Here is a 24,498-nt window from a genome sequence, read left to right on the forward strand (position 1 = left end):
ATATAGAAAAGAAGCTGATCTAAAAATAGATCAGCTTCTTTTTATAAGATTAAACTAAGTTTAATACAGTTACTTTTTCACGTGTCATAGACTCAAGGCTCTTACGAATACCTTGTGCGCCCATACCTGAACCTTTTACACCGATGAATGGGAAGTGGTCAGGGCCGCGCTCTGTGCGTCCGTTAATTTGAACAGAACCAGTTTCGATTTTGTTAGCAATTGCAAATGCTTTGTTAATGTCTTTAGTGAAGACACTTGCTTGCAGACCGAACTCTGATTTGTTAGCAATTTCAATTGCTTGCTCATCTGAAGAAACACGGATGATTGGAAGGATTGGGCCAAATGGCTCTTCCCAAGCAACTTTCATTTCTTCAGTTACGTGGTCGATTAATGTTGGGTAAATTAAGTTACGCTCACGTTTGTTACCGATAACAATCGTAGCACCTTTTTCTACAGCGTCGTCAACTAAGCCTTGAACGAAGTCAGCAGACTTATCGTCGATTAATGGAACGATTGTGCTGTCTTGTTCTGGAGATCCAACTGATAGTTTAGCTACTTGCTCTTTTAATAAGTCAACAAGCTCGTCTGCTACGTTTTCGTGTACAAGTACGCGTTTAATAGCTGTACAACGTTGACCAGAGTAAGAGAATGCACCGCTTACGATATGGTTTGCAGCATCTTGTAAGTCAGCATCTTCACGAACGATACCAGGGTCTTTACCACCAAGTTCTAATACAAGTGGAATCATGGAAGCTTTTTTTGCTAAATGTTTACCTGTGTTTGTACCACCTGTGAACGATACCATATTGATGCCTTCGTGTTCTACTAAGTAGTCACCAATTACAGAACCACGTCCCGTCGCTACGTTTACAAGACCTTTTGGAAGGCCAGCTTTATGAAGTGCTTCAACCATTTTAATCCCACTAATTGCACCTTGAGTTGCTGGTTTGAAAATAACAGCGTTACCCATAATTAATGCTGGTGCAAGTTTTGCAGCAGATAAGTTTACTGGGTAGTTAAATGGTGCGATTGCTAATACAACACCAAGTGGTGCGCGTTGGATAATCGCAAGTTTTGATTTTGTACCGCCCGGGAAGCTATCGCCCATCATGCTTTCTCCGTGCATATGTAAAGCTTCTTCGATCGTATAACGAATGAAATCAGCTGTACGAACAACTTCTTTCTTCGCATCTTTATATCCTTTACCGACTTCTTTCATAATGATATCGGCAATTTCATCCTGCATATTTACGAGCTCATCAGCCCATTTATATAAATACTTTGCGCGATCTTGTAGAGAAGCTTCCGCCCATGATTTTTGAGCTTCTTTTGCAGATGCAATTGCTTCATCTACTTCTCCGCGAGTAATTGCTTGTACTTGTCCAATTACTTCGTGTAAGTATGGAGATGGAATTTCGATTGTTTCTCCTGAAGAGCTTTCTCTCCATTCTCCATTTAAATAAAATTTGTACGTATTGCTAGTTGTCATGATTAGTCCTCCTAAAATAGCAACTTGTAAGAGTGAGTATAAGGTGATTGTATGGGGTTTGATAACATTTTTCAAATGAAATATTTGTGAAAACGATTTCTTATGAAGTTTTTATTTTGTATGCCCTTTCTTACAGAACATTCCCTTATTTCGAAATGATGGATCATATATTTTTATTCAATTTGTAAAAAAACAATTGACAGAATACTCAATAAAGTTATAAGATTATAAATGGAAAATAAATGAAGGAGGTGTGCGTAATGATTGTAATCGTAAATGTAATGGGTTTAGCTCTGTTAAATGGCAGAAAACATTTATATCATTACGCAACCCGTGCGGATATATAGGGCATTTTTGTCTTATAAAAAGCGTACGTTGCGTATATCGTAACGTACGCTTTTATGCATTTTTGTGCATATCGTCAAGCGGCGGTATGCTTTTTTTTGTTTATTTTCCATGTTACTAAATAAAACTTTGGAAGGTGGAAAAATGTGATGAGATTGTATGGGTTACGAAATGTAAATGTAATGGGTCTGGATAGCGGATAAAGAAATGAGAGATAAATGAGAACGAGAAGGGAGAGATTACATTGTTTTCAGTATTACTAAAGTTAAAGTGGTTTTTTAAGGAGCACTGGAAGAGATATAGTATCGCCATTGGAGCTCTTTTAATTGTGAATATAGTGGAAGTTATCCCCCCGAAAGTGTTAGGGGTTACGATAGATAATATAAAAACAGGAACGTTATCGAACGAAGCTATTATACAGTCTATTCTTATTTTAATTGGGGTTACGATAGTTGGATATGGCCTCACTTTCGTATGGCAACATCAATTGTTTGGCGGTGCATTCGTGCTTGAGAAAACGATGCGCTCTAAATTTATGGGGCATTTACTTAAGATGACGCCGACGTTTTATCAAAAAAATCGTACTGGTGATTTAATGGCGAGAGCAACGAATGATTTAAAAGCAATCGCTATGACAGCTGGTTTCGGTATATTAACGCTCGTAGATTCGAGTTTATATATGCTTACGATCGTCTTTATGATGGGATTTACAATTAGTTGGGAGCTTACATTTGCGGCACTTATACCACTTCCAATTATGGCATATGCGATGAATATATATGGAAAGAAATTGCATGAAAGATTTACAGTTGCGCAAGATGCGTTCGGTGATATGAACGATAAAGTATTAGAATCGATTGCTGGCGTGCGTGTTATTCGTGCGTATGTACAAGAGAATGCAGACCAAGAAAGATTTCATCATTTAGGAGATGACGTCTACGAAAAGAATATGAAAGTAGCTAGAATTGATGCACTATTCCAGCCAACTGTGAAAATGCTTGTCGGTCTTAGTTATTTAATTGGTTTAGTGTATGGCGCATATCTTGTATTCCAATCAAAGGTGACACTTGGTGAACTTGTGTCCTTTAACGTGTATTTAGGGATGATGATTTGGCCGATGTTTGCAATTGGTGAATTAATCAATGTTATGCAAAGAGGAAATGCGTCACTCGACCGTGTAAATGAAACGTTAGCGTATGAACCAGATGTAAAGGATCCGAAACATCCAAAGCTTGTACAAGAGCCGGATTATATTCAGTTTGATGATGTTACCTTTTCATATCCTTCATCAACTGAAACAAATTTAAAAAAGGTTTCGTTTACATTAAAACAAGGGGAAACGCTTGGGGTTGTTGGAAAAACAGGAAGCGGAAAAACGACGCTCGTACGTCAGCTTCTTCGCCAATATCCGCTTGGAGATGGAGATATTGCAGTCTCTGATGTGACATTAGATAAAATGACGAATGAAAATGTGCTTGGGTGGATTGGTTATGTACCGCAGGAACATATTTTATTCTCAAAAACAGCGAGGGAAAATATTTTATTCGGAAATAGGGAAGCGACTGAAGAGGAACTCGAGAAAGCGATTGAAATTGCAGTGTTTAAAAAAGACTTAGAGTTTTTACCAGAAGGGTTAGAAACGCTCGTCGGAGAGAAAGGTGTTTCTTTATCAGGAGGGCAAAAACAAAGGATTTCGATTGCACGAGCTGTTATTCAAAATCCAGAGATTTTAATTTTAGATGATTCTTTATCAGCTGTTGATGCTCGTACGGAAGCAGCGATCATTGAAAATATAAGAAGAGAAAGAAGCGGAAAGACGACGATTATTACGACGCACCGTTTGTCAGCCGTACAACATGCGGATTGGATTCTCGTTATGGATGAGGGAGAAGTAATGGAAGAAGGTACGCATGATCAGCTTATCCAAAAGGGAGGCTGGTATGCGGAGCAGTTTGAAAGACAACAGGGTGAAAGTGAAAGTGCGGATAGTGGGGTGAAAATATGAGCGTTTCAAAACGATTGTTTCAATACGCGATGAAAGTGAAAGGGACGATATTTGCAGCGATGTTAATGTTATTTATTTTCGTCATTGCAGAGCTTGCGGGTCCTTTCGTCGCGAAAACGATGATTGACGATCATATTGTTGGAATAGAGAAACCTTGGTATGAAACAGAAAAGAGTGACGAGGCTGTTTCGTATAATGGCACCTTTTATAAGCGAAGCGATCGCTTCCAAGAAGGTGAGAAAAAAGGAAAAGAAGTACGCGTGATGCAAGTCGGTTTTCAATATTACTTTGTACCAAATAAAGTGAATGTGGAAGGGTCACGTTCTGTAAAAGGTGATATGGTTACTGTTCAAAATGGTAAGGCGGTGCAAGTGTATAAAGCGAAAGCATTAACAAAGGAAGAAGTATTTGCGTTTTATAAGCCAGAAATAAACCGCTTATTATTACTTGGTGGAGGCTATTTTGCTTTATTAGTAGTCGTTTCATTATTTGCATACGGAAAGCAATTTTTCTTACAGAAGGCAGCGAACAAAATTATTCAAATTATGAGGGAAGATGTCTTTTCTCATATTCAAACGTTGCCGATTCGGTATTTCGATCATTTACCAGCAGGGAAAATTGTATCGCGTGTAACGAATGATACAGAGGCTATTCGTGATTTATATGTAACGGTGCTTGCAACATTCGTTTCAAGTATCATCTATATTATTGGGATATTCGCTGCGCTATTTTTACTTGATGTAAAATTGGCGACGTTATGTTTACTCATCATCCCAATTTTAATTGTTTGGGCTATTTTATATAGAAAGTACGCGTCTGTATACAATCATAAAATGCGTTCGCGTTTATCTGATATTAACGGAACAGTGAATGAATCCATTCAAGGGATGCCAATTATTCAAGCGTTCCGTCAAGAGCGTGAAACGAAAAAAGAGTTTGAAGAATTAAATGGCGATTATTTTAAGTATCAAAATAAAATTTTGAATTTAAATGCAGCAACTTCTCATAACTTAGTAGGTGTATTAAGAAATATCGCTTTCACATGTGTGATTTGGTATTTCGGTGGTGCTTCATTAAGTGCTACAGGCGTCATTTCTCTAGGGATACTATATGCGTTCGTTGATTATTTAACACGATTATTCTCACCGATTACAAATATGGTGAATCAGCTTGCTAACTTAGAACAATCGCGCGTTGCATCAGAACGTGTTTTTGAATTGTTAGAGGAAAAAGGGGAAGCAGTAGAAGAAGAACGTATACCTCGCTTACAAGGAAATGTGAAGTTTGATAATGTGTCGTTTTCTTATAATGGAAAAGATGAAGTGTTAAAAAATATTTCATTTGAAGCGAAACAAGGCGAGACAGTCGCACTTGTCGGTCATACTGGCTCAGGAAAAAGTTCCATTATGAATGTACTTTTTCAGTTTTACGAGTTTGAAAAAGGAAAGCTTACGATTGACGGTCATGATATAAAAGAGATGCCGAAACAAGCAACTCGTGAACATATGGGAATTGTACTGCAAGATCCGTTTTTATTTAGCGGAACAGTAGCAACTAATGTTAGTTTAGAAAATGAAAATATTTCAAAAGAGCGCATCGTAAAAGCATTGCGTGATGTAGGTGCTGAAAGATTTGCGAACAATATAAATGAAGAAATTACGGAGAAAGGAAGTACACTTTCAACCGGAGAACGTCAGCTTATATCGTTTGCTAGGGCGCTCGCTTTTGACCCAGCCATTTTAATTTTAGATGAAGCGACATCTAGTATCGATACAGAAACAGAGGCGATGATTCAACAAGCGCTAGAAGTTGTGAAAAAAGGAAGAACGACATTTATTATCGCTCACCGACTTTCAACAATTAAAAGCGCAGATCAAATTATCGTGCTTGATAGAGGGATGATTTTAGAAAAAGGGTCTCATGATGAATTAATGAAAAAGCGCGGGCGTTATTACGATATGTACAAAACGCAAATGGAAGGGAATCAGAGCGCTTAATAGGTATGGGGAGGAACTTGTGATTTTCACAAGTTCTTTTTTTAGTGAATCAGGACTGTTAAATAAGAAGTATTATTTTACCTTTCGTACAATAAATGCTATATTAAAAAATGTTACTTATTTTTTGTATGTAGCATTATTTTTCCCTTTTGTTTGATTATGAAGAAAAAGGATAAACTAAATAAGAACATTTTCATTGAAAAATTGTTCAAGATTGCATACAATCAATATAGTTTTTAAATTCCTATCAGAATACTTGGAGGATTACCATCATGAAGAAATTATTTTCAGTGCTTGCAGTAACTACATTAGCGATCGGGATTGTAGCCGGCTGCGGTAAAGAAGAGAAAAAAGATACAGCTAGTCAAGACGCGTTACAAAAGATTAAACAAAGCGGTGAACTTGTAATTGGTACAGAAGGTACATACCCACCATTTACGTTCCACGATTCAAGCAATAAATTAACTGGATTTGACGTTGAACTATCAGAAGAAGTTGCAAAACGTTTAGGCGTAAAACCTGTATTTAAAGAAACGCAATGGGATAGCTTACTTGCTGGTTTAGATGCAAAACGCTTTGATATGGTTGCAAACGAAGTTGGTATTCGTGAAGACCGTCAAAAGAAATATGACTTCTCTAAACCATACGTTTCATCTTCAGCGGCATTAGTTATCGCAAAAGATAAAGATAAACCTGCTACATTTGCTGATGTAAAAGGATTAAAAGGAGCACAATCTTTAACAAGTAACTATGCAGATATCGCTAAGAAAAACGGTGCAGAAATCGTTGGTGTAGAAGGATTTAGCCAAGCAGCAGAACTATTAGCTTCAGGACGCGTTGATTTCACAATCAATGATAAATTATCAGTGTTAAATTATTTAGAAACGAAAAAAGATGCGAAAATTAAAATTGTAGATACAGAAAAAGAAGCTTCAGAAAGTGGATTCTTATTCCGTAAAGGTAGCACTAAGCTTGTACAAGAAGTAGATAAAGCGTTAGAAGATATGAAAAAAGACGGTACGTATGACAAAATAACGAAAAAATGGTTTGGTGAAAATGTATCTAAGTAGTGCATTGATTTCAGATCGATTGTCTACTTGGATAGATATTATGCAGACTTCCTTCATGCCTATGCTGAAGGAAGCTGTTTTTACGACAATTCCATTAACGCTTATTACATTTATTATCGGTCTTATACTGGCAACGTTAACGGCGCTTGCACGTATTTCAGGTAGTCGTATTTTACAATGGATTGCTCGTATCTATGTATCTATCATTCGCGGAACGCCACTTCTTGTACAGTTATTTATTATTTTCTATGGCCTGCCAACTCTTAATGTTGAAGTTGAGCCATATACAGCAGCAGTTGTTGGATTTTCATTAAATGTCGGTGCGTATGCATCTGAAATTATTCGTGCTTCTATCCTTTCCATTCCGAAAGGGCAGTGGGAAGCAGCTTACACAATTGGGATGACATATCCGCAAGCGTTAAAACGTGTTATTTTACCGCAAGCAACGCGCGTATCAATTCCGCCGCTTTCGAATACATTTATTAGCTTAGTGAAAGATACTTCATTAGCATCGTTAATTTTAGTAACAGAAATGTTCCGAAAAGCGCAGGAAATTGCGGCAATGAACTATGAGTTTTTAATTGTTTATTTTGAAGCAGGTCTTATTTATTGGGTTATTTGTTTCTTATTATCAATCGTACAACAGATGTTAGAAAAGCGTTCAGAACGCTACACATTAAAATAATCCTTTTACAAAAGGAGTTTTTGTTTTTATGATTTCAATTCAGCACTTACAAAAAAGTTTCGGAGATAATACCGTACTAAAGCATATAGATTTAACAGTTGAGAAGGGCGAGGTTGTTGTTATTATTGGGCCGTCTGGATCTGGTAAAACGACATTCTTACGTTGTCTCAATGTATTAGAAACGCCAAACGCTGGTAATATTCGTATCGGTAATAAAGAGCTTAACTTCTCTCAAAAAGTAACGAAGAAAGATATTGTCAATCTTCGTACGCAAACAGGTATGGTATTCCAGCACCATAATCTATTCCCGCATTTAACAGCACTTCAAAATGTAATGGAAGGGCTCGTTACAGTGAAAAAGATGGGGAAGGAAGAAGCGAAGAAAAAAGCAAACTATTTCCTTGAAAAAGTTGGTTTAGCAGATAAAGTTGATTTATATCCGTTCCAACTATCAGGCGGACAACAACAGCGCGTTGGAATTGCTCGCGCGCTTGCAATGGAACCAGAAGTGTTACTATTTGATGAGCCGACGTCAGCGCTTGATCCTGAACTCGTTCAAGAAGTTCTGAAGGTCATGAAAGAGCTTGCTAAAGAAGGCATGACAATGGTCATTGTAACGCATGAAATGCGTTTTGCACATCAAATTGCGAACCGTGTTATTTTCATGGATGGCGGTGTCGTTGTCGAACAAGGTACACCAGAAGATGTATTTACAAATCCAAAAGAAGAACGTACGAAGAAGTTTTTACAAATGTTGCAATAAATGAAGGAAGGTCTCAAGGCATATGCCTTGAGACCTTTTTTGCCATATATATTTATTTGTGGAATCCGCCAAGGCTTTGCTCAGCCATTGCAACTAGACGTTTTGTGATTTCGCCACCAACAGAACCGTTAGCACGAGCTGTAGAATCTGCTCCTAATTGTACACCAAATTCTTGAGCGATTTCGTACTTCATTTGGTCGATTGCAGCTGTTGCTCCTGGTACTACTAATTGATTTGAAGAATTTTGGTTTGCCATAGGAATATATCCTCCTTAGAGTTATAAAAATTTTTTTGGTTGGACTAGCTGGAGTTGAACCAGATTATCGCCCCGTTTGGCGCTAATCCATCGGTAATTAAGTTTGTACTCATAGTATGGATGTTACCTAGAAAGATATACGAAATAATAATTTGTAAATTTTGTAAAAAAGTCTTAGTGATTTCGTAAATTATGAAATAAGAGTAATCGTTGTATTTTTTAGAAAGAAGGCTAAACTAAGAGCGATATGAAATATATTTTTCTTTTTGTATCCTGCTATTTTGAGGCAAATGTAAGTGAGAAAGGGGCAAGCCGCTCCTATACGTAGCTAGATACAATTATATGGAGGAATCGTGATGGGAATTTGCCCGCTTTGCAACGCATTAGAATTACAAACATATTCTTGTCAAAATTGCCAAAGTATACTCCAAGATTATGGGAAGGCTGTAGATTACATAGACGATTATAGTGCGTATATGGACCAAGAATTATTAAGTGCAGTAGATGGATTCACACATAATAATTCAAATGAATATTGCAATCATATTTTTTATTGCGGAGTATGTAACGTGGAAACAGAGTTTGTAGTAAAACTCGTGTAAATAGAAAACTTCCACCTTATGAATGAGGTGGAAGTTTTTGTTTTTGTATTTGTGAGTGAATCATAGGAGACGGAATATGCTCGTTGTTTGAGGAAGTCTCTGATTTTATTTGAGACATTTTTTCTTTTGTATCGCGCAAAGAATGTTCAGTTAAGTAGATGGCATATTCGTAAAATAATTGGCGCGTTAGTTCACTTTGTTCTTTTAACTTGGCATCTTGGAACACAGTTCGCCCTGGTTTAGAGTTTGCTTCAAAGAGCCATGGGTTTTCCTGCGTGTCTAAACCGATATCAAAACCGATTTCTCCAATATTTCCGGTTACTTGTTCATCGAGCGCGTAACTAATTTGTAAGGCTGTATGTTTTAATTTATTTTCAATTTGAATTTGTTTCGTTGAATCAGGAAAAAGTTCTTGTAGCAATTTTGTATCGCCACCGCTATTTACATGCGTTGTTAAGCTACCTTTGCCAGCAATTTTTGCCACAATTGCGCTGACCATCCATTGGCCGAAATGATTTTTATTTGTATGAATGCGGAAATCAACAGGTTGCCCATCGAAGCGAAGTAAGGAAATACCTTGTTGTACGATAAACTTTTTTAAATCATGTCCTTTTAACACATGGTTCAGAAGCGTTTCTAATGATTGGTACTTTCTTAGTTTATTTTCTTCATTTTCGCGATAACGACAGTAGTAGCAATTATCTGCTTGAGAATAAAATAGTTGATGAATATTTCTACCGAAGCTACCATGAATCGGTTTCATGTAAATTGATTTATACGTTCCGAGAAATCGTTCCACTTGTTCGAAGTGCTGAAATGTTTCTGTGTTTGGTAATAACGGCATGATGGATTCATCTTTCATAAGAAGTTGATGTACTTCCCATTTATTAAAAAAACCTGGGTTAAACCATGGAATAGAATAGTCATGCTCTAGCTTTCTTTTTGCTCTTACGATCGGTTTATAATTTTCGGCTTTCCGATTTGGTAATCGATCGTAAATGACATTCGGTAAAGGTACTTTTTTCTTTATCCACTTTTCCTCTTGAAAGAAATATCCTTCAATTGTTTCGTATTCCCAGTCTATATGTTGCACACCAAAAACGAATACAAATGGTCGTAAGGTGAATGGTGGCGTTAGTAACTCGCCAAGAGAAGTGGAACGGTTCCCTAAAGGATTAGAAGCGTCATCGTTAAAACCAGTTGTGAAAATCCCAATTAATGGTCCGAAAATAATCGTTTGGTTTTGTGTAAATGCATGGATAGTAGTGGAATGAGGAAGTAAAAGTTTCTCTGCAATTTGTTTTCCAATAATGATTTCGCGAGTAAAGGAATAATGAATTTTTACATCTTCACTTGCAACATGGCGTAGACCAAAGGAAAGGGATGTAATTGGTGGTGTGATGGAAAAAATATAAGGTAAAGTAATACTATTTGGATGCTCATCTGAAATGTTTAATGTATATATGTGCTCTTTCAAAATAGACTTACCCCCTTTCATTATGGTGTAAAGCGACTAAATTTTAATGGTCCGTGATATATTTTTTCGGCTAATGAATCACTATGACGAATGTAATGTTCGTACGGAGGAATCGTGTTGACATACATAAGCCAAATTGCCCCTTTTTGATCCATAATAGTGGAAAGCTCTAGCTCAAATAACGAAGAATAAGATTGATCTAATGTTTGAAACACTTCATTTATAATGTCTTGTAAAGCGTCCTGTAATAATTGTACACCGGTACTAGATAGTACGTATTTAATTTTTGAAAATGCATGCAGCGAGGAATCATCGGTTGCCGACAGTAAAAGTTGATTCGGAAATGAACTTTTTTGTATAAACTGACCGATAACGTTCCATTTCTGTTCTTTATTTTTTTGTAAAATGGTCCGAATATGAAGTGGGTATGTTAATTGATTTGGTGGTTGCAGCATTGTATGGGTGATGTAACGTGCTGATCGTATATTAGATTTGTACCAAGATATAAATTCATCAGTCCGTTTCATTTGAGTAGAATCATGATAGGCGTCATTTATCGTATCAATATGAAATGTTTTATTTTTATAAGCGACCCGGTACAGACTTTCATTGGAATGTGCGTTAGTAGGACGTATAATAATATCTTTTGTTTTTAATAACAGTTTGAAAACGTTGTGTATCGTTGCTATTTCAAATTTTGGTATATAAGGTGATAATTTTTTATTCGTGAGAAATATATCATGTAGTTCGCTTAAGTCAATGAGTGTGTTATTTAAAAAGGTAGTGGAAGGACGGTTGTGTAATGAGTGAATAATTGACTTTGCTTTTTCGATGTCTGTTTCCTCGTTAAAAGAAGAACGATCGTATATATAAGAAGGAATAGGGAATGTTTGCTCTTTCCATTTTCCTGTATCTGTATCATAAATCAGACCAGAAATAAGATCTGTTTTAGGATCAATACCAAACGGCGTAAACTGTGCAACGACATTATGATAAAGCCGAGCGCGTTTAGCGATTTCGGTGTAATATGTTTGCTCATAATGAGGCTGAGAAGTTAAAATACCGAGAACCAACGAAATCACTCCTTTACTAACAAAATGTTGGCATAATAGGCGAAGCTATATATTGCAAATACGTTTTTATACCATTATACTTTTGTCCGTATGATGATATGCTATGGTTTTGGAGAAGCGAAAGGTTGATTGTAATGAATATATGGTTAAGTATGTTAACGACGACAGGGCTCGGAGCGATTATTGGAGGATTTACAAATCATTTAGCGATAAAAATGTTATTTCGTCCTCATCGTCCTATTTATATTGGGAAATTTCAAGTTCCATTTACACCAGGATTAATTCCGAAGCGCCGCGATGAGCTTGCTGTTCAATTAGGGAAAATGGTTGTTGAGCATTTGTTAACACCAGAAGGAATCGGAAAGAAGTTAACAAATGAAGAGTTTCAAAAAGGTTTAATCCACTGGGCACAAGTAGAAGTGGATAAAGTAATTATGAATGAACAGTCACTGCGACACATGTTAGAAAAATGGAACATAGCGCATGTAGAAAAAGAAGCGACCGAGAAAATCGAACAGGTAATTACAGAAAAGATTCAGGTATTTTTAGAAGAGTACTATACATATACATGGGAACAGGCTTTACCTCATTCTGTTCATGAAAAAATAGAGAGTGCGATTCCAAATGTTTCAGCATTTATTTTAGAACGAGGAATCAGTTTTTTTGAAAGTGAAGAAGGGAAAGCTCGTCTTTCAAAAATGATTGATGATTTCTTTGCTTCTAGGGGTACATTGCTTAACTTAGTCGGAATGTTTTTAGGAAATGTAAGTGTAGTGGATCGTGTGCAACCAGAAGTCATTAAGTTTTTAGGGCAAGATGGCACAAAGCAGCTTTTAACTGATGTACTGCAAAAAGAGTGGGAGAAGTTAAAAGGAAGAGATGTAAAAGAATTAGAAACGTTTGTAGAAAAAGAAATGATTGTAAACTCCATATTGTCAGCTGTTAACGTTGAGGAAACAGTGAGTAAGTTTTTAAACCAATCTGTACAGCAAGTATGTGAGCCAGTTCGAGAAACAATTATGGAAAAGGTAGTTCCAAGTGCAGTAACGAAAGGCTTGAAGTGGGGAGCAGAAAACGTAGCGAGTATACTAAATAATCTCCACTTGGCTGAAATTGTCCAGCAAGAAGTGTCTACATTTTCAACGGAGAGACTAGAAGATTTAGTTCTGTCCATTACAAAAAATGAACTAAAAATGATTACGTATTTAGGTGCCTTATTAGGCGGAATGATTGGAATCGTGCAAGGGTTATTACTGTTGTTTCTTAAATAATAAGATATGTACATACAAATAAAAGTGAAATTTCTTCACATCTCTTGCATAGTTTGATATGGTAAGAAGAGGTGCGTATGTAAATGCACGTAAAAGGCAGTGCGTATGAAAAGCGCTAGCCTTCTAAAGGAGGAAAAATAAAATGACAAAAAACATTCATGATGTAGCATATGAATTACAAAAAGCAATCGCTGAAAACGATGACTTCAAAACGTTAAAAGAGAGCTACGCAGCAGTTCAAGCTGATGCAGCTTCAAAGAACTTATTCGATGAGTTCCGCACAATGCAACTTAGCCTACAACAAAAAATGATGCAAGGCCAAGAAATTACTGAAGAAGACAACCAACAAGCACAAGAAGTTGTAGTTCGCATTCAACAAGATGCTAAAATTACAAAGTTAATGGAAACTGAGCAACGCCTAAACGTTGTAATCGGTGATGTTAACAAAATTATCATGAAGCCACTTGAAGAATTATATAGCGCGCAACAACAAGCGTAATGAGAGAAGACGCCCTAGTATAGGGGCGTCTTTTTTGTTTGTTATTTTTTGAAATACTCCGTTTCAATATTCTTCTCCTTCAAAAACTTTTCAATTTCTTTTTGCTTCCTACCATTAACTTCCTCAAAGCGCTTTGTAAAAGAAAAATCAGTCTTGAACAAGTTACCATCTTCAGCGAGTTTGTCTAATTCTTGCTCTAGTTCTACTGAAAGTGCCGTAGACGCTGAAATGTAATCATGAATTTCCTTTGAAGGCTGTTTATAATCATGAGGGATCGTATTGTTATTAATAAAATTAAGGAAATTCGCATCGTTTTGTTGTGCTAAATCTACTAGTTGTTTTAATTTTTCCCGGTCGGATTCCGTGACATTCTCGTCAGACATGGCTGACGAAAGTGGGACGATGTTTTCGTATAACTCTCCGCTATAATCTAAATACGTTTTTATATTTTGTTTTATTTCATCTTCGTTAATCGTTTCATTCTTTTTGGAGGAAGTGAATATCGTTTCCGGAATTTTAATCGTAACATCTTTAATAGATTGTACATCGTTTTCTTCCTTAGGTTGTGCACTGTTTGAACAAGCTGGTAGAAATAAAAGAGTAAGTAGCATGAGTGAATATAAAGTATATTTCTTCATTTTAATCTCCTTTTACATTCATTAGTGTCTTTGTAAAATAGCTATATTCCATTTCAAATACTTTACTAAAAGTGCGTATAGATGTTTGACCATTTGATAACATATGACGGATATGAGTAAACCGACGCAAAAAGCGATGAACACATTATAAACATCGGAGTAACTAATTTGATGAAACCCTGTAAAAAATCCTAACCCTATTAATAAAATAGGGGAAATGATTAATACTGGAGTGGCAATGATAAGTGCTAGAATAATCGGTAATAAAAAGAGTAGTACGAAAAAGGCGACAAAGACAAAGGCAAAGTTTAAAACACTTAAGCTCATAACAGAAAATAGTGCAGTTATCATATTTTTGAAGCTGCGTTTCTTGTCAGCATTGCTTATTGCATAGGAAACATTCAGTTCTTTCGCGATCATTTTAGGGTTTCCTAGTTTTTTAGCAATTTCTTCTTCACATTTTCCGTCTTGTTTACCACTAATAAAATGAGTTTCATATTCTGAAATAATATCCTCCTTTTCTGAATTAGGTATATTCCGTAGGTAGGAACTAAGTTGGCTTAAAAACTCACTTTTGTTCATTGCGATCACTTCCCTTTATAAAATAATGAATTATAGCTGAGAATCCGCTCTTTGTTGAGAGGGGGATATACTAACTACGAATGTTATTCCAATTAATGGGTGTTCCAATATTTACAAATATATCATTTAGTAGTGTTCTTTACAAGGTACTATTATTTTTAAAATACTGTGATGAGATGGAAGTTTTTTAGATTTTTTCGAGAAAATATAAAAATATTATTTTAGGATAAATAAAGGGTTGTAAGCGCATTCCTTAATGAGCGTCATAAAACTGTCAAATTCATATCATTGGAAAAATAATGCATTTGTAATATAATGATAAATAATACTTCACCACGTTAATTAACTAGGTGAAATTAAAATCTTTATTACACAAATTATGAAACAAAGGAATGATTAGTTTGAGTACAGGTGTAAAAGCAAACGACGTGAAGACAAAAACAAAAGGAGCAGATCTTGTTGTTGATTGTTTAATTAAACAAGGTGTTACACATGTTTTCGGTATTCCAGGAGCGAAGATTGACTCTGTATTTGATGTACTGCAAGAAAGAGGACCAGAGTTAATTGTTTGTCGTCATGAACAAAATGCAGCATTTATGGCAGCTGCGATTGGTAGATTAACAGGAAAACCGGGCGTATGTCTTGTAACTTCAGGACCAGGGACATCAAATTTAGCGACAGGTCTTGTTACTGCGAATGCGGAGAGTGATCCCGTTGTTGCTTTAGCTGGTGCAGTTCCGCGTACAGATCGATTAAAACGTACGCACCAATCTATGGATAATGCTGCACTATTCGAACCAATCACAAAATATAGCGTAGAAGTAGAGCATCCTGATAATGTGCCAGAAGCATTATCAAATGCATTTCGAAGTGCGACTTCCACAAATCCAGGCGCTACTTTAGTAAGTCTTCCGCAAGACGTTATGACTGCGGAAACGAATGTAGAGTCTATCGGTGCGCTTTCTAAGCCACAGCTTGGAATCGCTCCCACACATGATATTACATACGTAGTAGAAAAAATAAAAGCAGCAAAATTGCCGGTTATTTTACTCGGTATGAGAGCAAGCACAAATGAAGTGACGAAAGCTGTTCGTGAATTAATTGCGGATACAGAACTTCCTGTCGTTGAAACATATCAAGCAGCTGGTGCGATTTCACGTGAATTAGAAGATCATTTCTTCGGCCGCGTTGGATTATTCCGTAACCAACCGGGTGATATTTTACTAGAAGAAGCGGACCTTGTTATTTCTATCGGTTATGACCCAATTGAGTATGATCCGAAATTCTGGAATAAACTTGGGGACAGAACAATTATTCATCTTGATGACCATCAAGCAGATATCGACCACGATTACCAACCAGAGCGTGAATTAATTGGTGATATCGCTTTAACTGTAAATAGCATCGCGGAGAAATTACCGAAACTTGTATTAAGTACGAAATCAGAAGCAGTGTTAGAACGATTACGCGCGAAATTATCAGAACAAGCAGAAGTTCCAAATCGTGCTTCAGAAGGTGTTACACATCCGCTTCAAGTGATTCGTACACTTCGTTCTTTAATTAGTGATGATACAACTGTTACGTGTGACATCGGCTCCCATTACATTTGGATGGCAAGATGTTTCCGTTCTTATGAACCACGTAGATTATTATTTAGTAACGGTATGCAAACGTTAGGTGTTGCACTTCCTTGGGCAATTGCTGCTACTTTAGTAGAACCAGGTAAGAAAGTAGTTTCCGTATCAGGTGACGGTGGTTTCTTATTCTCAGCGATGGAATTAGAAACAGCGGTACGTTTAAATTCTCCAATTGTACATCTTGTATGGAGAGACGGTACGTATGATATGGTTGCGTTCCAACAAATGATGAAATACGGTAGAACATCAGCTACAGAGTTCGGTGATGTTGATATTGTAAAATATGCAGAAAGTTTCGGTGCGACAGGTCTTCGCGTTAACACGCCTGATGAATTAGAAGGGGTATTAAAAGAAGCATTAGCAGCAGACGGCCCTGTCATTATTGATATTCCAATCGATTACCGTGACAACATTAAATTAAGCGAAAAATTATTACCAAATCAATTAAACTAATGGAGGCAGATTTGAGATGACGGTTGCGCAATTAATTGATATTGATGCAAAAAGAACGAAAACGAGTAATGAAGTATATCAAACATCTACAATGCTTGCGCTATTAGATGGTATATATGATGGTGTGATTAGCTTTGAAGATTTGAAAAAACATGGTGATTTCGGTATCGGCACATTTGATCAATTAGATGGTGAAATGATTGCGTTTGATAACGAATTTTATCATTTACGTTCAGACGGTTCAGCAGAAAAAGTAGAGCCAGAAGAAACAACACCATTTGCGACTGTAACGTTTTTTGAAAAAGAAATGAGTTATACGATAGAGCGTCCGATGAATCGTGAAGAAGTGGAAGCATTATTACATGAATTAATGCCGAGTAAAAACTTATTTTACGGTATTCGAATGGATGGTACATTCCGCGAAGTAAGAACGAGAACTGTTCCAAAACAAGAAAAACCGTATACACCGCTCGTTGAAGTGACGAAATCACAACCAATCTTTTCCTTTAAAAATACAGAAGGTACGCTTGCTGGATTTTGGACGCCAGATTATGCGCAAGGTATTGGTGTAGCTGGTTTCCACTTACATTATATTGATGATGAAAGAAGCGGAGGCGGACATGTTTTCGATTATGTTGTTGAAAACTGTACGATCCAAATTTGTCAAAAAGCTCATATGCATTTAGCACTTCCAGAAACAGCTGACTTTATGGCAGCTGAATTATCTAGAGAAAACTTAGAGGATAATATTGCGACTGCGGAAGGTGCGGAGTAAAAAGGGAGAGACTGTTCCATTTTGGAACAGTCTTCTTTTATGAATATTTTTTGTTGAATCATTTATTTCTTTGAAACAAACGGATGCCCCTCATAATAAAAACGCCACGGATAATGTACAGCTTCTTCTGCATAGTCAATGTTAATTCGAGGTCCGGCTGTTATTTTATATTGTGATGATATGTGTTCTTCTTCTCGGACGAGTTCAATATGCAATGTGTCACTTTGTAATGATACGCCTCGTTCTTCTAAAGTAATGCCGAGGGCACGGCATAGTTTGCCAGGTCCGTTCGTTAAATTTTTATACTGCGCTTTTGTAAGGTCTGTTTTGTTGTAGCGCGCTAGTTTTATTTCTTCTATTCCATCTACCGGTTCAAGAGCTCGAATGAGAACACCTTGCGGGGTACCCACTGGTGCTGTAATGACGTTGAAACAATGGTACATACCGTAAATTAAATATACGTAAGCATGTCCTGGTGCGCCAAACATGACTTCCGTGCGATCAGTCCGTCTGCCGCCGTAACTATGTGCGGCCTTATCACCCGGCCCTTTGTATGCTTCTACTTCAACAATGATTCCACTTCGTTTTATTCCATCTACAATATGAACAAGTTTCTGTCCGAGTAATTTTTTTGCGACTTCTAACGTATCGCCTTCATAAAAGGAAGGAGGTGCCTGCATTGTACTATCTCCTTTACTGAGTGTATATGTATATAGTAAACCAAATTTTCAGTAGAAATTCTAACTCGTTCTATTTGCTACAGTTATTTCATAAATTATGGATAGAGTACAACAGCGAAGAGGGGGAGTGCGACATGATTTATCGCTTACTAGCACTTAACATAGATGGGACACTACTATACAACAACGGAAAAATTGCAAAAGGAATAAGAGAAACAATTGAATTTGTAAAAAGAAAAGACGTATACGTTACATTATTTACGAGCCGTAATTTTCAGTCCGCTCATAAAGTAGCAAAGGCGTTAAAATTAGATTCTATATTAGTGACACACGGTGGTGCTTTCGTTTCAGCAACGTTAGATAAGCCGTACGTTCAAAGAAGATTATCGGAAGAGAAGACATTTAACATTGTGCAAGTATTAGAGCATTTTGACTGTAACGTCCGCATTTCTCATGAACGGTTTTCAATCGGAAATCGCGAGAGAAATACACCAAACTTAATTGCGCGTACTGTGCTATCGAGTGCTGATCCGTTATTTTATCCAGTTCAATTTGTAGATTCGTTAGGTGATGCGCTTCGTGATCATCCAGTCGCGGCGCCAAAAATTGATGTTCTTTTCCAAACGAAAGGTGAAAAAGAAAGAGGACTGAATACATTAAGAAAAGCGTTTCAAGATATAGAGTATATTGAATGTGATTCAAAACGAATAGAAATTTTGCCACAAAATGTATCAAAATTACGTGGATTACAATTGCTTGGAGAGCATTTAAATATTTCGCTAAACGAAATGGTTGCCATTGGAGATAGCATGGAAGATTTAGAGGTTATTGAAAATGTGGGTCTCGGGGTAGCGATGGGGAACGCGCCTGTAGAGGTAAAACAAGCGGCCGACTGGATTACACGTTCAAATAGTGAGAACGGCGTAGAGTATATGATTAAAGAACATTTTCGCAAGCAATTCCCGCTTCCGTTTTTGAAGAATCATAAAAATACACCGAAGTGATAAAGGAAAAACGTAGCTTTTTGGCTACGTTTTTTTATTGGTTTTATTTTAGAAATGAAAGCGTTCTATAAAGGGGAATTGTGTCTAAAATGTATACAATTCACTTGAATCCTTTAGCAAACTGTTGTAAAGTGGATGATGTTGCCAAAATAGTTACACCATATGAAATATTCTCCAGATTAATTTTATTGAGCTCCATATGCAAAAATACTTCCGCATGATAGTTTCGTTCACGTATTATCTCAAAAATGAATTGTAGTAATTTTATTGATCAGTTGTAGAGTTTCTTGTTTTTATTTAAATGGATGATTTTAAGTTATTGTGAGTAAGCCTTGGTACATATGAAAGGTGCTTTTTTGTTTGGTTTTAGGAAGTTTAAAAGGGGGAATGAATTTCTTGAGGAAATCATTTAATCAAAAAATAAAAAAATTAAGTAGTAGTTTTATAGTTGTGTTACTAGTATGTATGAATTTTTTAATCCATTTACCATATAAAGCAGAGGCAGCTACAACAGAATTAAAAGGTTTAGGTGATGTATCTTATTACAATGCAATCATTTTTGGAGATCATAGTGCAACGAGTGCGGATATTGAGGGCGCGATGGCTGTTCAAAAAAATATGAATGCATCAAGTTATACAGTCTTAGCGGCTGCAACAGGAGCAAACAACTTAGCTGGAGCAACGTGGGTAGAGGAAGGGTATCCATCATTATTACTAGGTGGTCAATTTACGAAGGCGGGAACAGGACAAGTAATTATCCAAGATGGAACAGTGGCTATGACAAAAGATGGTGACCCAGAAGGTGCAATGAAATCATCATATGACCGTATCTCTTATAAAGAGCAAGCGGAGATTGATGCTAAATTTAAAGAGTTTAGAAAAGACATTAATAGTGTAATTGAGGATGCGGGTCAATTACATACTGATAAACCAAAACCGGGTATGACCTTTGGAATCGGTGAAGATGTAAAGAATTCTAATATTTACGTTTCTTCAGGACAAAATGGAAAGAAAACATTTGATGTAACAGACGTTTTTCTTCCGAATGTAAGTAATAAAGACTTTATTGTTATTCATTCAGATGCAGAAGAAGTTAATTTTGGTGGCGGTGCAATCCTGTATGATACAACAGATAAGGGCGGGTTCACATTAGTTAATACATCTCAAGCATATGACCCTAATTCCTTTTTTACTGAGTTAGCTAGTAAAGTCATCTGGGTGTTCCCTAATGCTAAAAAGATAACAACTAAAGGATATGGTGTAGTAGGAAGTGTATTTGCGCCTAATGCAGTTGTAGAGACAAAGGGTGGCTCTATTAACGGACAAGCCTTTGTTGGTGGATTACACCAAAGAGATGGATTTGAGGTTCATAATTTTAAATTTAACTGGCCAAAGTGGAAAAAGCCGGCAGCTGAAAAAGGAAATTTACAGATTAAAAAAGTTGATGAAAACGATGAAAACATTGTTTTAAAAGACGCAAAATTTGATGTTATAGACAAAGATAATAATGTTGTGGCTACTGTTACAACAAACGAAAAGGGTATTGCGGAAGTTAAAGATTTACCATTTGGTGATTATTTTGTAAAAGAAATTAGTGCACCAGAAGGATATATAAAAGTTGATACACCAGAAAAAGTAACAATTGATAATACAAACATAATTGAATTTGTTATGAAGAATACGAAAAAAGTAGAAAATGGTCAATTTAAATTATTGAAAAAAGATAGTGAATCTGGTCAACTTTTACCAGGTGCAAAATTTGATGTTATAGATAAAGATGGGAACGTTGTCGAAACAATTATTACAGATGGTAAAGGTGAAGCTTTATCAAAACAACTTCCAGTTGGAACATATACATTAAAAGAAGTTGAAGCACCAAAAGGTTACGAACTATCATCTAGTTTAGTTCATGTTGATGTAGCTGCTAATAAAACAGTGACTGTAGATGTGTTGAATAAAAAGGTTGTTGAAAAGGCTACAGGTCAATTTGAAATCGTAAAAGTAGATGCAGAAGATAAAGCGAAAGTATTGTCAGACGCAGAATTTGAAGTGTACAAAGATGGTAAAAAAGTAGAGACGTTACGAACAGATAAAACTGGTAAAGTAATCTCTCAGAAATTAGAACCAGGAACATACACATTAAAAGAAACGAAAGCACCGCAAGGATATAAGTTGTTAAAAGAAGAAATTGAAGTCGTTGTGGAAGCAAACAAAGTAGTAGAAGTACAAGTAGAAAACGCAAAAGAACTAGGAAGCTTACAAGTAATCAAAAAGGATGCAGAGAGTGGAAAGGTTCTAGAAGGTGCAGAATTTAAGCTGAAGAATGAAACTGGTCAAGTAGTTGGAGAGGCGAAAACAACGAATAAAAACGGTGTAGTAACATTCGAAAACTTAGTGCCAGGAAAGCATACGTTAGAAGAAACGAAAGCGCCAGAAGGCTATAAAGCGTTAGAAGTGACGGTAGAAGTAAATGTTGTTGCAAATACAGTAATAAAGCAAGAAGTATTAAATGAAAAAGTGAAAGAAAAAATTAAAGGTCAAGTAGAAATTACAAAGGTAGATGCTACTGATACAAATAAAAAATTAGCAGGCGCAGTGTTTGAAATTTTGAAAGATGGAACAAAAATAGACACATTAACAACAGATAAAAATGGTGAAGCAACTTCGAAAGAACTAGAGCCAGGAGATTATATTTTAAAAGAAGTTCAGGCACCAGAAGGTTATGAGTTATCTGATAAGGAAATTGAATTTACGATTTCTAATCAAAAAATTGAAGTAGTAAAACTTCAAATTACAAATGAAAAAGAAACAAGCAAAGGTCCAGAGAATCCAGGTGGAGAAACAGAAACACCAGGTGGAGAAACAGAAACACCTGGTGGAGAAACAGAAACACCAGGTGAAGAAACAGAGAAACCAGGTGAAGAAACAGAAAAGCCAGGTGAAGAAACAGAAACACCAGGCGAAGAAACAGAAACACCAGGTGGAGAAACAGAAACACCAGGTGGAGAAACAGAAACACCAGGTGGAGAAACAGAGAAACCAGGTGAAGAAATAGAGAAGCCAGGCGAAGAAACAGAAACACCAGGTGGAGAAACAGAAACACCAGGTGAAGGAATGGAAAACGTAGATAAAGGAAAACCTACCTTACCAGAAAAAGGACAAGGTGCGTCTCATGCACAACTTCCAGCTACAGGACATGATATGAATTATCTATCATTCATTGGTTTTGCTCTTATTTTATTAGGAATACGTCTTAGATTTATGATTAAAAATAGTTAATAGTTTTATAAAAGGCATAAGAGAATTGTTATCTCTTATGCCTTTTAGTTTTTTTGTTTAAGCTTCAATAACTTTAAGCATTCGATTTAAAAATGCGGCTGCTTCAGCACGTGTTGCTGTGCCTTTTGGTACGAATTCATTTCGTTCGTTACCTTTTACAATTCCGTATGCATAAACGTTTTGTAATGCTTTTTTATCGTATGCTAAGTGTTGGTCAGTGAATGGTAATTTCACTTCTTTTCTATAAATCCAGTTATATTCTAATGCACGGTCAATCATAATAACAGCTTCATCACGTGTTATTGTAGCATTGGGATCAAATTTATTATTCCCACGACCATTAATGATACCTGCGCTAGCGGCGCGGTTAATTCCATCTATTAAAGATGGGTGTGCTTCGTTTAAGTCTGTAAATTTAGCGTTTCCAGCAGGTAATTTTAAAGCTCTCGACATTAAATTTGCAAACTCAGCTCGTGTTACGAGGCGGTTTGGCCAGTAAGAACCATTGCCGTCACCGAACATGATTTTTCTAGCAGCTAATTGACGAATATCTTGCTCATACCAACCACCTGTAATGTCGTCTTTTTCATGAGGGACTTCTGGCGGGGGAACAACCTCTTTATGATGTTCATTATAGTAAGCATTCGTGCCCTTTAAGAAAGCATCCCATTGTCCACGTTGAATCATAAATGCAGGGCAGTTTTTTCCGCTCCAAAATTGATGCTTTTGAACGTGATCTAGGGGGATATTTAATTCGTTCATTAAGTAAGCAGCTAATTTTCGGGCATTTTCTACCGCTTTCGTATAATTTCCATCACTATTCACAGCAATTTCAATTCCGATAGATTCATAGTTTCCAGTTTTATTTCCAGCATGCCATCCAACTTCATTTAGTGGAAGATGTTGATAAATTTCTTGGTCATCTACTGTAAAATGCCAAGACGCTGAACGATCAGTATTTCCACGAGCTTGATTATCTAAGTACTTCGCATGGTTTAAAGCGTTCGCACCTTTACTTGTATTAGCAGTTTCATGAATTGTAATGTATTTCGGTTCCATTGCGTAGCCAGGACGAATGTTTTCATTTCCTTTTGGAACAATCATTTCTTTAAATGTAACACCATAAACGTTATTTGTAGGCAAATTAGATGGTGTTTTGAAGAAAGTTGCGCTTCTCTTTTCGATAGCACTTGTTTTTTCAAATAATGATGCTTTCGTACCGTCGAATGTAGCTGAAGGAGCATAAATCCATTTCTCAGTTCCGTTCATTTGAATGTTAAACCAATTCCCAGCTTGTTCAGTAGGAGTTACTGTTTGTGGCTGTAATTTCGTTTCTTCTTTAAACGATTGGAAAGGGAAGGAATATACTGATGCTTCTTCTGTTACAATTAGTTTTTGATTCGAGAGTTTATGAATCTCTTGTACTTCTAAACTATTATTTCCCTTATTAACCCAGCCAGCACCAGATGTAGTTTGAACGTAATAGGCATTATTTTTTTTCTTTGTTGCCTTTACTACTGGTTCAGTAATTTCAATATTTGTTTTCGTTTTTAAGTCATTTGAATCGTATAGTGGAAGTTTTGTTGATAAGTGGAGAAGATATTCACCCGAGATTTCAAGGTTGTTTTCTTCGTCATGTCTATGCTGTTTTGCATGTTCTTCAATGCTTTTTAAAGCTTGCTCATCCGTAGACAATTCCGCAGTTTTCTCTATGCTTTCCGCGAATGAATGGGTAGGTGCTACAAATGTTTGTAATGCCAAAGATATTGCTAAAATGTTGTAAAGCTTTTTTTTCATAGTTGTTTTAACACGTGATAGTCTTTATGTCGTGTTAAGAGTCCTCCTTTATATGTATTTAAATTAGTAGCAAGTACTAATACGTTCTAGATTGTAACAAGAGTATATACTAATGTCTATA

Annotated in this window: 20 protein-coding genes; 12 read left to right on the forward strand and 8 right to left on the reverse strand. The window is 36.4% G+C overall.

Annotation, left to right across the window (positions count from 1 at the left end):
- Window positions 1-49 precede the first annotated feature (49 nt).
- Complete coding sequence (gapN, locus tag MR070_RS23005; RefSeq protein WP_242262065.1) at window positions 50-1,489, reverse strand: NADP-dependent glyceraldehyde-3-phosphate dehydrogenase; 1,440 nt, start codon at window positions 1,487-1,489, stop codon at window positions 50-52.
- Window positions 1,490-2,078: 589 nt separating this feature from the next.
- Here gapN and MR070_RS23010 point away from each other — a divergent pair.
- From MR070_RS23010 to MR070_RS23030, 5 genes are all read left to right on the forward strand, one after another.
- On the forward strand, window positions 2,079-3,839 hold the full coding sequence (locus MR070_RS23010) for an ABC transporter ATP-binding protein (RefSeq protein WP_242262066.1): 1,761 nt from the start codon (window positions 2,079-2,081) through the stop codon (window positions 3,837-3,839).
- A complete protein-coding gene (locus tag MR070_RS23015) occupies window positions 3,836-5,836 on the forward strand; it encodes an ABC transporter ATP-binding protein (RefSeq protein ID WP_242262067.1) in 2,001 nt (666 codons plus the stop codon). The genes MR070_RS23010 and MR070_RS23015 overlap by 4 nt, the downstream gene beginning before the upstream one ends.
- 272 nt (window positions 5,837-6,108) lie before the next feature.
- The gene (locus tag MR070_RS23020) at window positions 6,109-6,906 is read left to right on the forward strand and encodes an amino acid ABC transporter substrate-binding protein (protein WP_000732860.1); all 798 of its coding nucleotides are present in this window, start codon (window positions 6,109-6,111) and stop codon (window positions 6,904-6,906) included.
- A complete protein-coding gene (locus MR070_RS23025; protein WP_000281494.1) occupies window positions 6,893-7,591 on the forward strand; it encodes an amino acid ABC transporter permease in 699 nt (232 codons plus the stop codon). Before MR070_RS23020 ends, MR070_RS23025 begins: the two co-directional genes overlap by 14 nt.
- Window positions 7,592-7,619: 28 nt before the next feature.
- On the forward strand, window positions 7,620-8,354 hold the full coding sequence (locus MR070_RS23030; RefSeq protein ID WP_000623609.1) for an amino acid ABC transporter ATP-binding protein: 735 nt from the start codon (window positions 7,620-7,622) through the stop codon (window positions 8,352-8,354).
- A 52-nt stretch (window positions 8,355-8,406) separates the two neighbouring features.
- Here the strand turns inward: MR070_RS23030 and sasP are convergent, their stop codons facing one another.
- Window positions 8,407-8,610 (reverse strand): small acid-soluble spore protein, SasP family, encoded by a 204-nt coding sequence (gene sasP, locus MR070_RS23035; protein ID WP_000013338.1) that lies wholly within the window; start codon window positions 8,608-8,610, stop codon window positions 8,407-8,409.
- A gap of 356 nt (window positions 8,611-8,966) precedes the next feature.
- Here sasP and MR070_RS23040 point away from each other — a divergent pair, with 356 nt between their 5' ends.
- Entirely contained in the window at window positions 8,967-9,212 is a 246-nt protein-coding gene (locus MR070_RS23040) for a hypothetical protein (RefSeq protein WP_071729249.1), read from the forward strand.
- Between the two features lie 16 nt (window positions 9,213-9,228).
- On the opposite strand, the gene MR070_RS23045 is transcribed toward MR070_RS23040, so the two are convergent.
- Together MR070_RS23045 and MR070_RS23050 are read right to left on the reverse strand one after the other, a co-directional pair.
- Window positions 9,229-10,689, reverse strand: a complete 1,461-nt coding sequence (locus MR070_RS23045; protein ID WP_242262068.1) for a YheC/YheD family endospore coat-associated protein — start codon at window positions 10,687-10,689, stop codon at window positions 9,229-9,231.
- 20 nt (window positions 10,690-10,709) lie between these two features.
- Entirely contained in the window at window positions 10,710-11,762 is a 1,053-nt protein-coding gene (locus tag MR070_RS23050; RefSeq protein WP_029437603.1) for a YheC/YheD family protein, read from the reverse strand.
- Between the two features lie 134 nt (window positions 11,763-11,896).
- On the opposite strand from MR070_RS23050, the gene MR070_RS23055 reads away from it, so the two are divergent.
- A complete protein-coding gene (locus tag MR070_RS23055; protein ID WP_118991853.1) occupies window positions 11,897-13,033 on the forward strand; it encodes a DUF445 domain-containing protein in 1,137 nt (378 codons plus the stop codon).
- Between the two features lie 142 nt (window positions 13,034-13,175).
- Complete coding sequence (locus MR070_RS23060; protein WP_000164606.1) at window positions 13,176-13,532, forward strand: YlbF/YmcA family competence regulator; 357 nt, start codon at window positions 13,176-13,178, stop codon at window positions 13,530-13,532.
- A gap of 41 nt (window positions 13,533-13,573) precedes the next feature.
- On the opposite strand, the gene MR070_RS23065 is transcribed toward MR070_RS23060, so the two are convergent.
- Window positions 13,574-14,170: an NDxxF motif lipoprotein gene (locus MR070_RS23065; protein ID WP_242262069.1), complete on the reverse strand. Its 597-nt coding sequence runs from the start codon at window positions 14,168-14,170 to the stop codon at window positions 13,574-13,576.
- A 21-nt stretch (window positions 14,171-14,191) separates the two neighbouring features.
- Window positions 14,192-14,752 carry a DUF1700 domain-containing protein gene (locus tag MR070_RS23070; protein WP_242262070.1) on the reverse strand — a complete coding sequence of 187 codons (561 nt, stop codon included), beginning with the start codon at window positions 14,750-14,752 and terminating at the stop codon, window positions 14,192-14,194.
- A 401-nt stretch (window positions 14,753-15,153) separates the two neighbouring features.
- On the opposite strand from MR070_RS23070, the gene alsS reads away from it, so the two are divergent.
- Together alsS and alsD are read left to right on the forward strand one after the other, a co-directional pair.
- Entirely contained in the window at window positions 15,154-16,842 is a 1,689-nt protein-coding gene (alsS, locus tag MR070_RS23075; protein WP_074607451.1) for an acetolactate synthase AlsS, read from the forward strand.
- Window positions 16,843-16,858: 16 nt separating this feature from the next.
- Entirely contained in the window at window positions 16,859-17,617 is a 759-nt protein-coding gene (alsD, locus tag MR070_RS23080; protein WP_070805330.1) for an alpha-acetolactate decarboxylase, read from the forward strand.
- A 62-nt stretch (window positions 17,618-17,679) separates the two neighbouring features.
- Here the strand turns inward: alsD and MR070_RS23085 are convergent, their stop codons facing one another.
- Window positions 17,680-18,297, reverse strand: coding sequence for a DNA-3-methyladenine glycosylase (locus MR070_RS23085; RefSeq protein WP_242262071.1), 618 nt, complete (start codon window positions 18,295-18,297; stop codon window positions 17,680-17,682).
- Between the two features lie 134 nt (window positions 18,298-18,431).
- Here MR070_RS23085 and MR070_RS23090 point away from each other — a divergent pair, with 134 nt between their 5' ends.
- Together MR070_RS23090 and MR070_RS23095 are read left to right on the forward strand one after the other, a co-directional pair.
- Window positions 18,432-19,301 carry a Cof-type HAD-IIB family hydrolase gene (locus MR070_RS23090; protein WP_242262072.1) on the forward strand — a complete coding sequence of 290 codons (870 nt, stop codon included), beginning with the start codon at window positions 18,432-18,434 and terminating at the stop codon, window positions 19,299-19,301.
- 396 nt (window positions 19,302-19,697) lie between these two features.
- Window positions 19,698-22,580, forward strand: a complete 2,883-nt coding sequence (locus MR070_RS23095; protein ID WP_242262073.1) for a SpaA isopeptide-forming pilin-related protein — start codon at window positions 19,698-19,700, stop codon at window positions 22,578-22,580.
- A gap of 57 nt (window positions 22,581-22,637) precedes the next feature.
- Here MR070_RS23095 and MR070_RS23100 read toward each other — a convergent pair whose 3' ends face one another.
- Window positions 22,638-24,377: an S-layer homology domain-containing protein gene (locus tag MR070_RS23100; protein ID WP_242262074.1), complete on the reverse strand. Its 1,740-nt coding sequence runs from the start codon at window positions 24,375-24,377 to the stop codon at window positions 22,638-22,640.
- Between the last annotated feature and the right edge of the window lie 121 nt (window positions 24,378-24,498).

Source organism: Bacillus cereus group sp. BfR-BA-01453 (assembly GCF_022662915.1).
Classification (GTDB): Bacteria; Bacillota; Bacilli; order Bacillales; family Bacillaceae_G; genus Bacillus_A; species Bacillus_A paranthracis.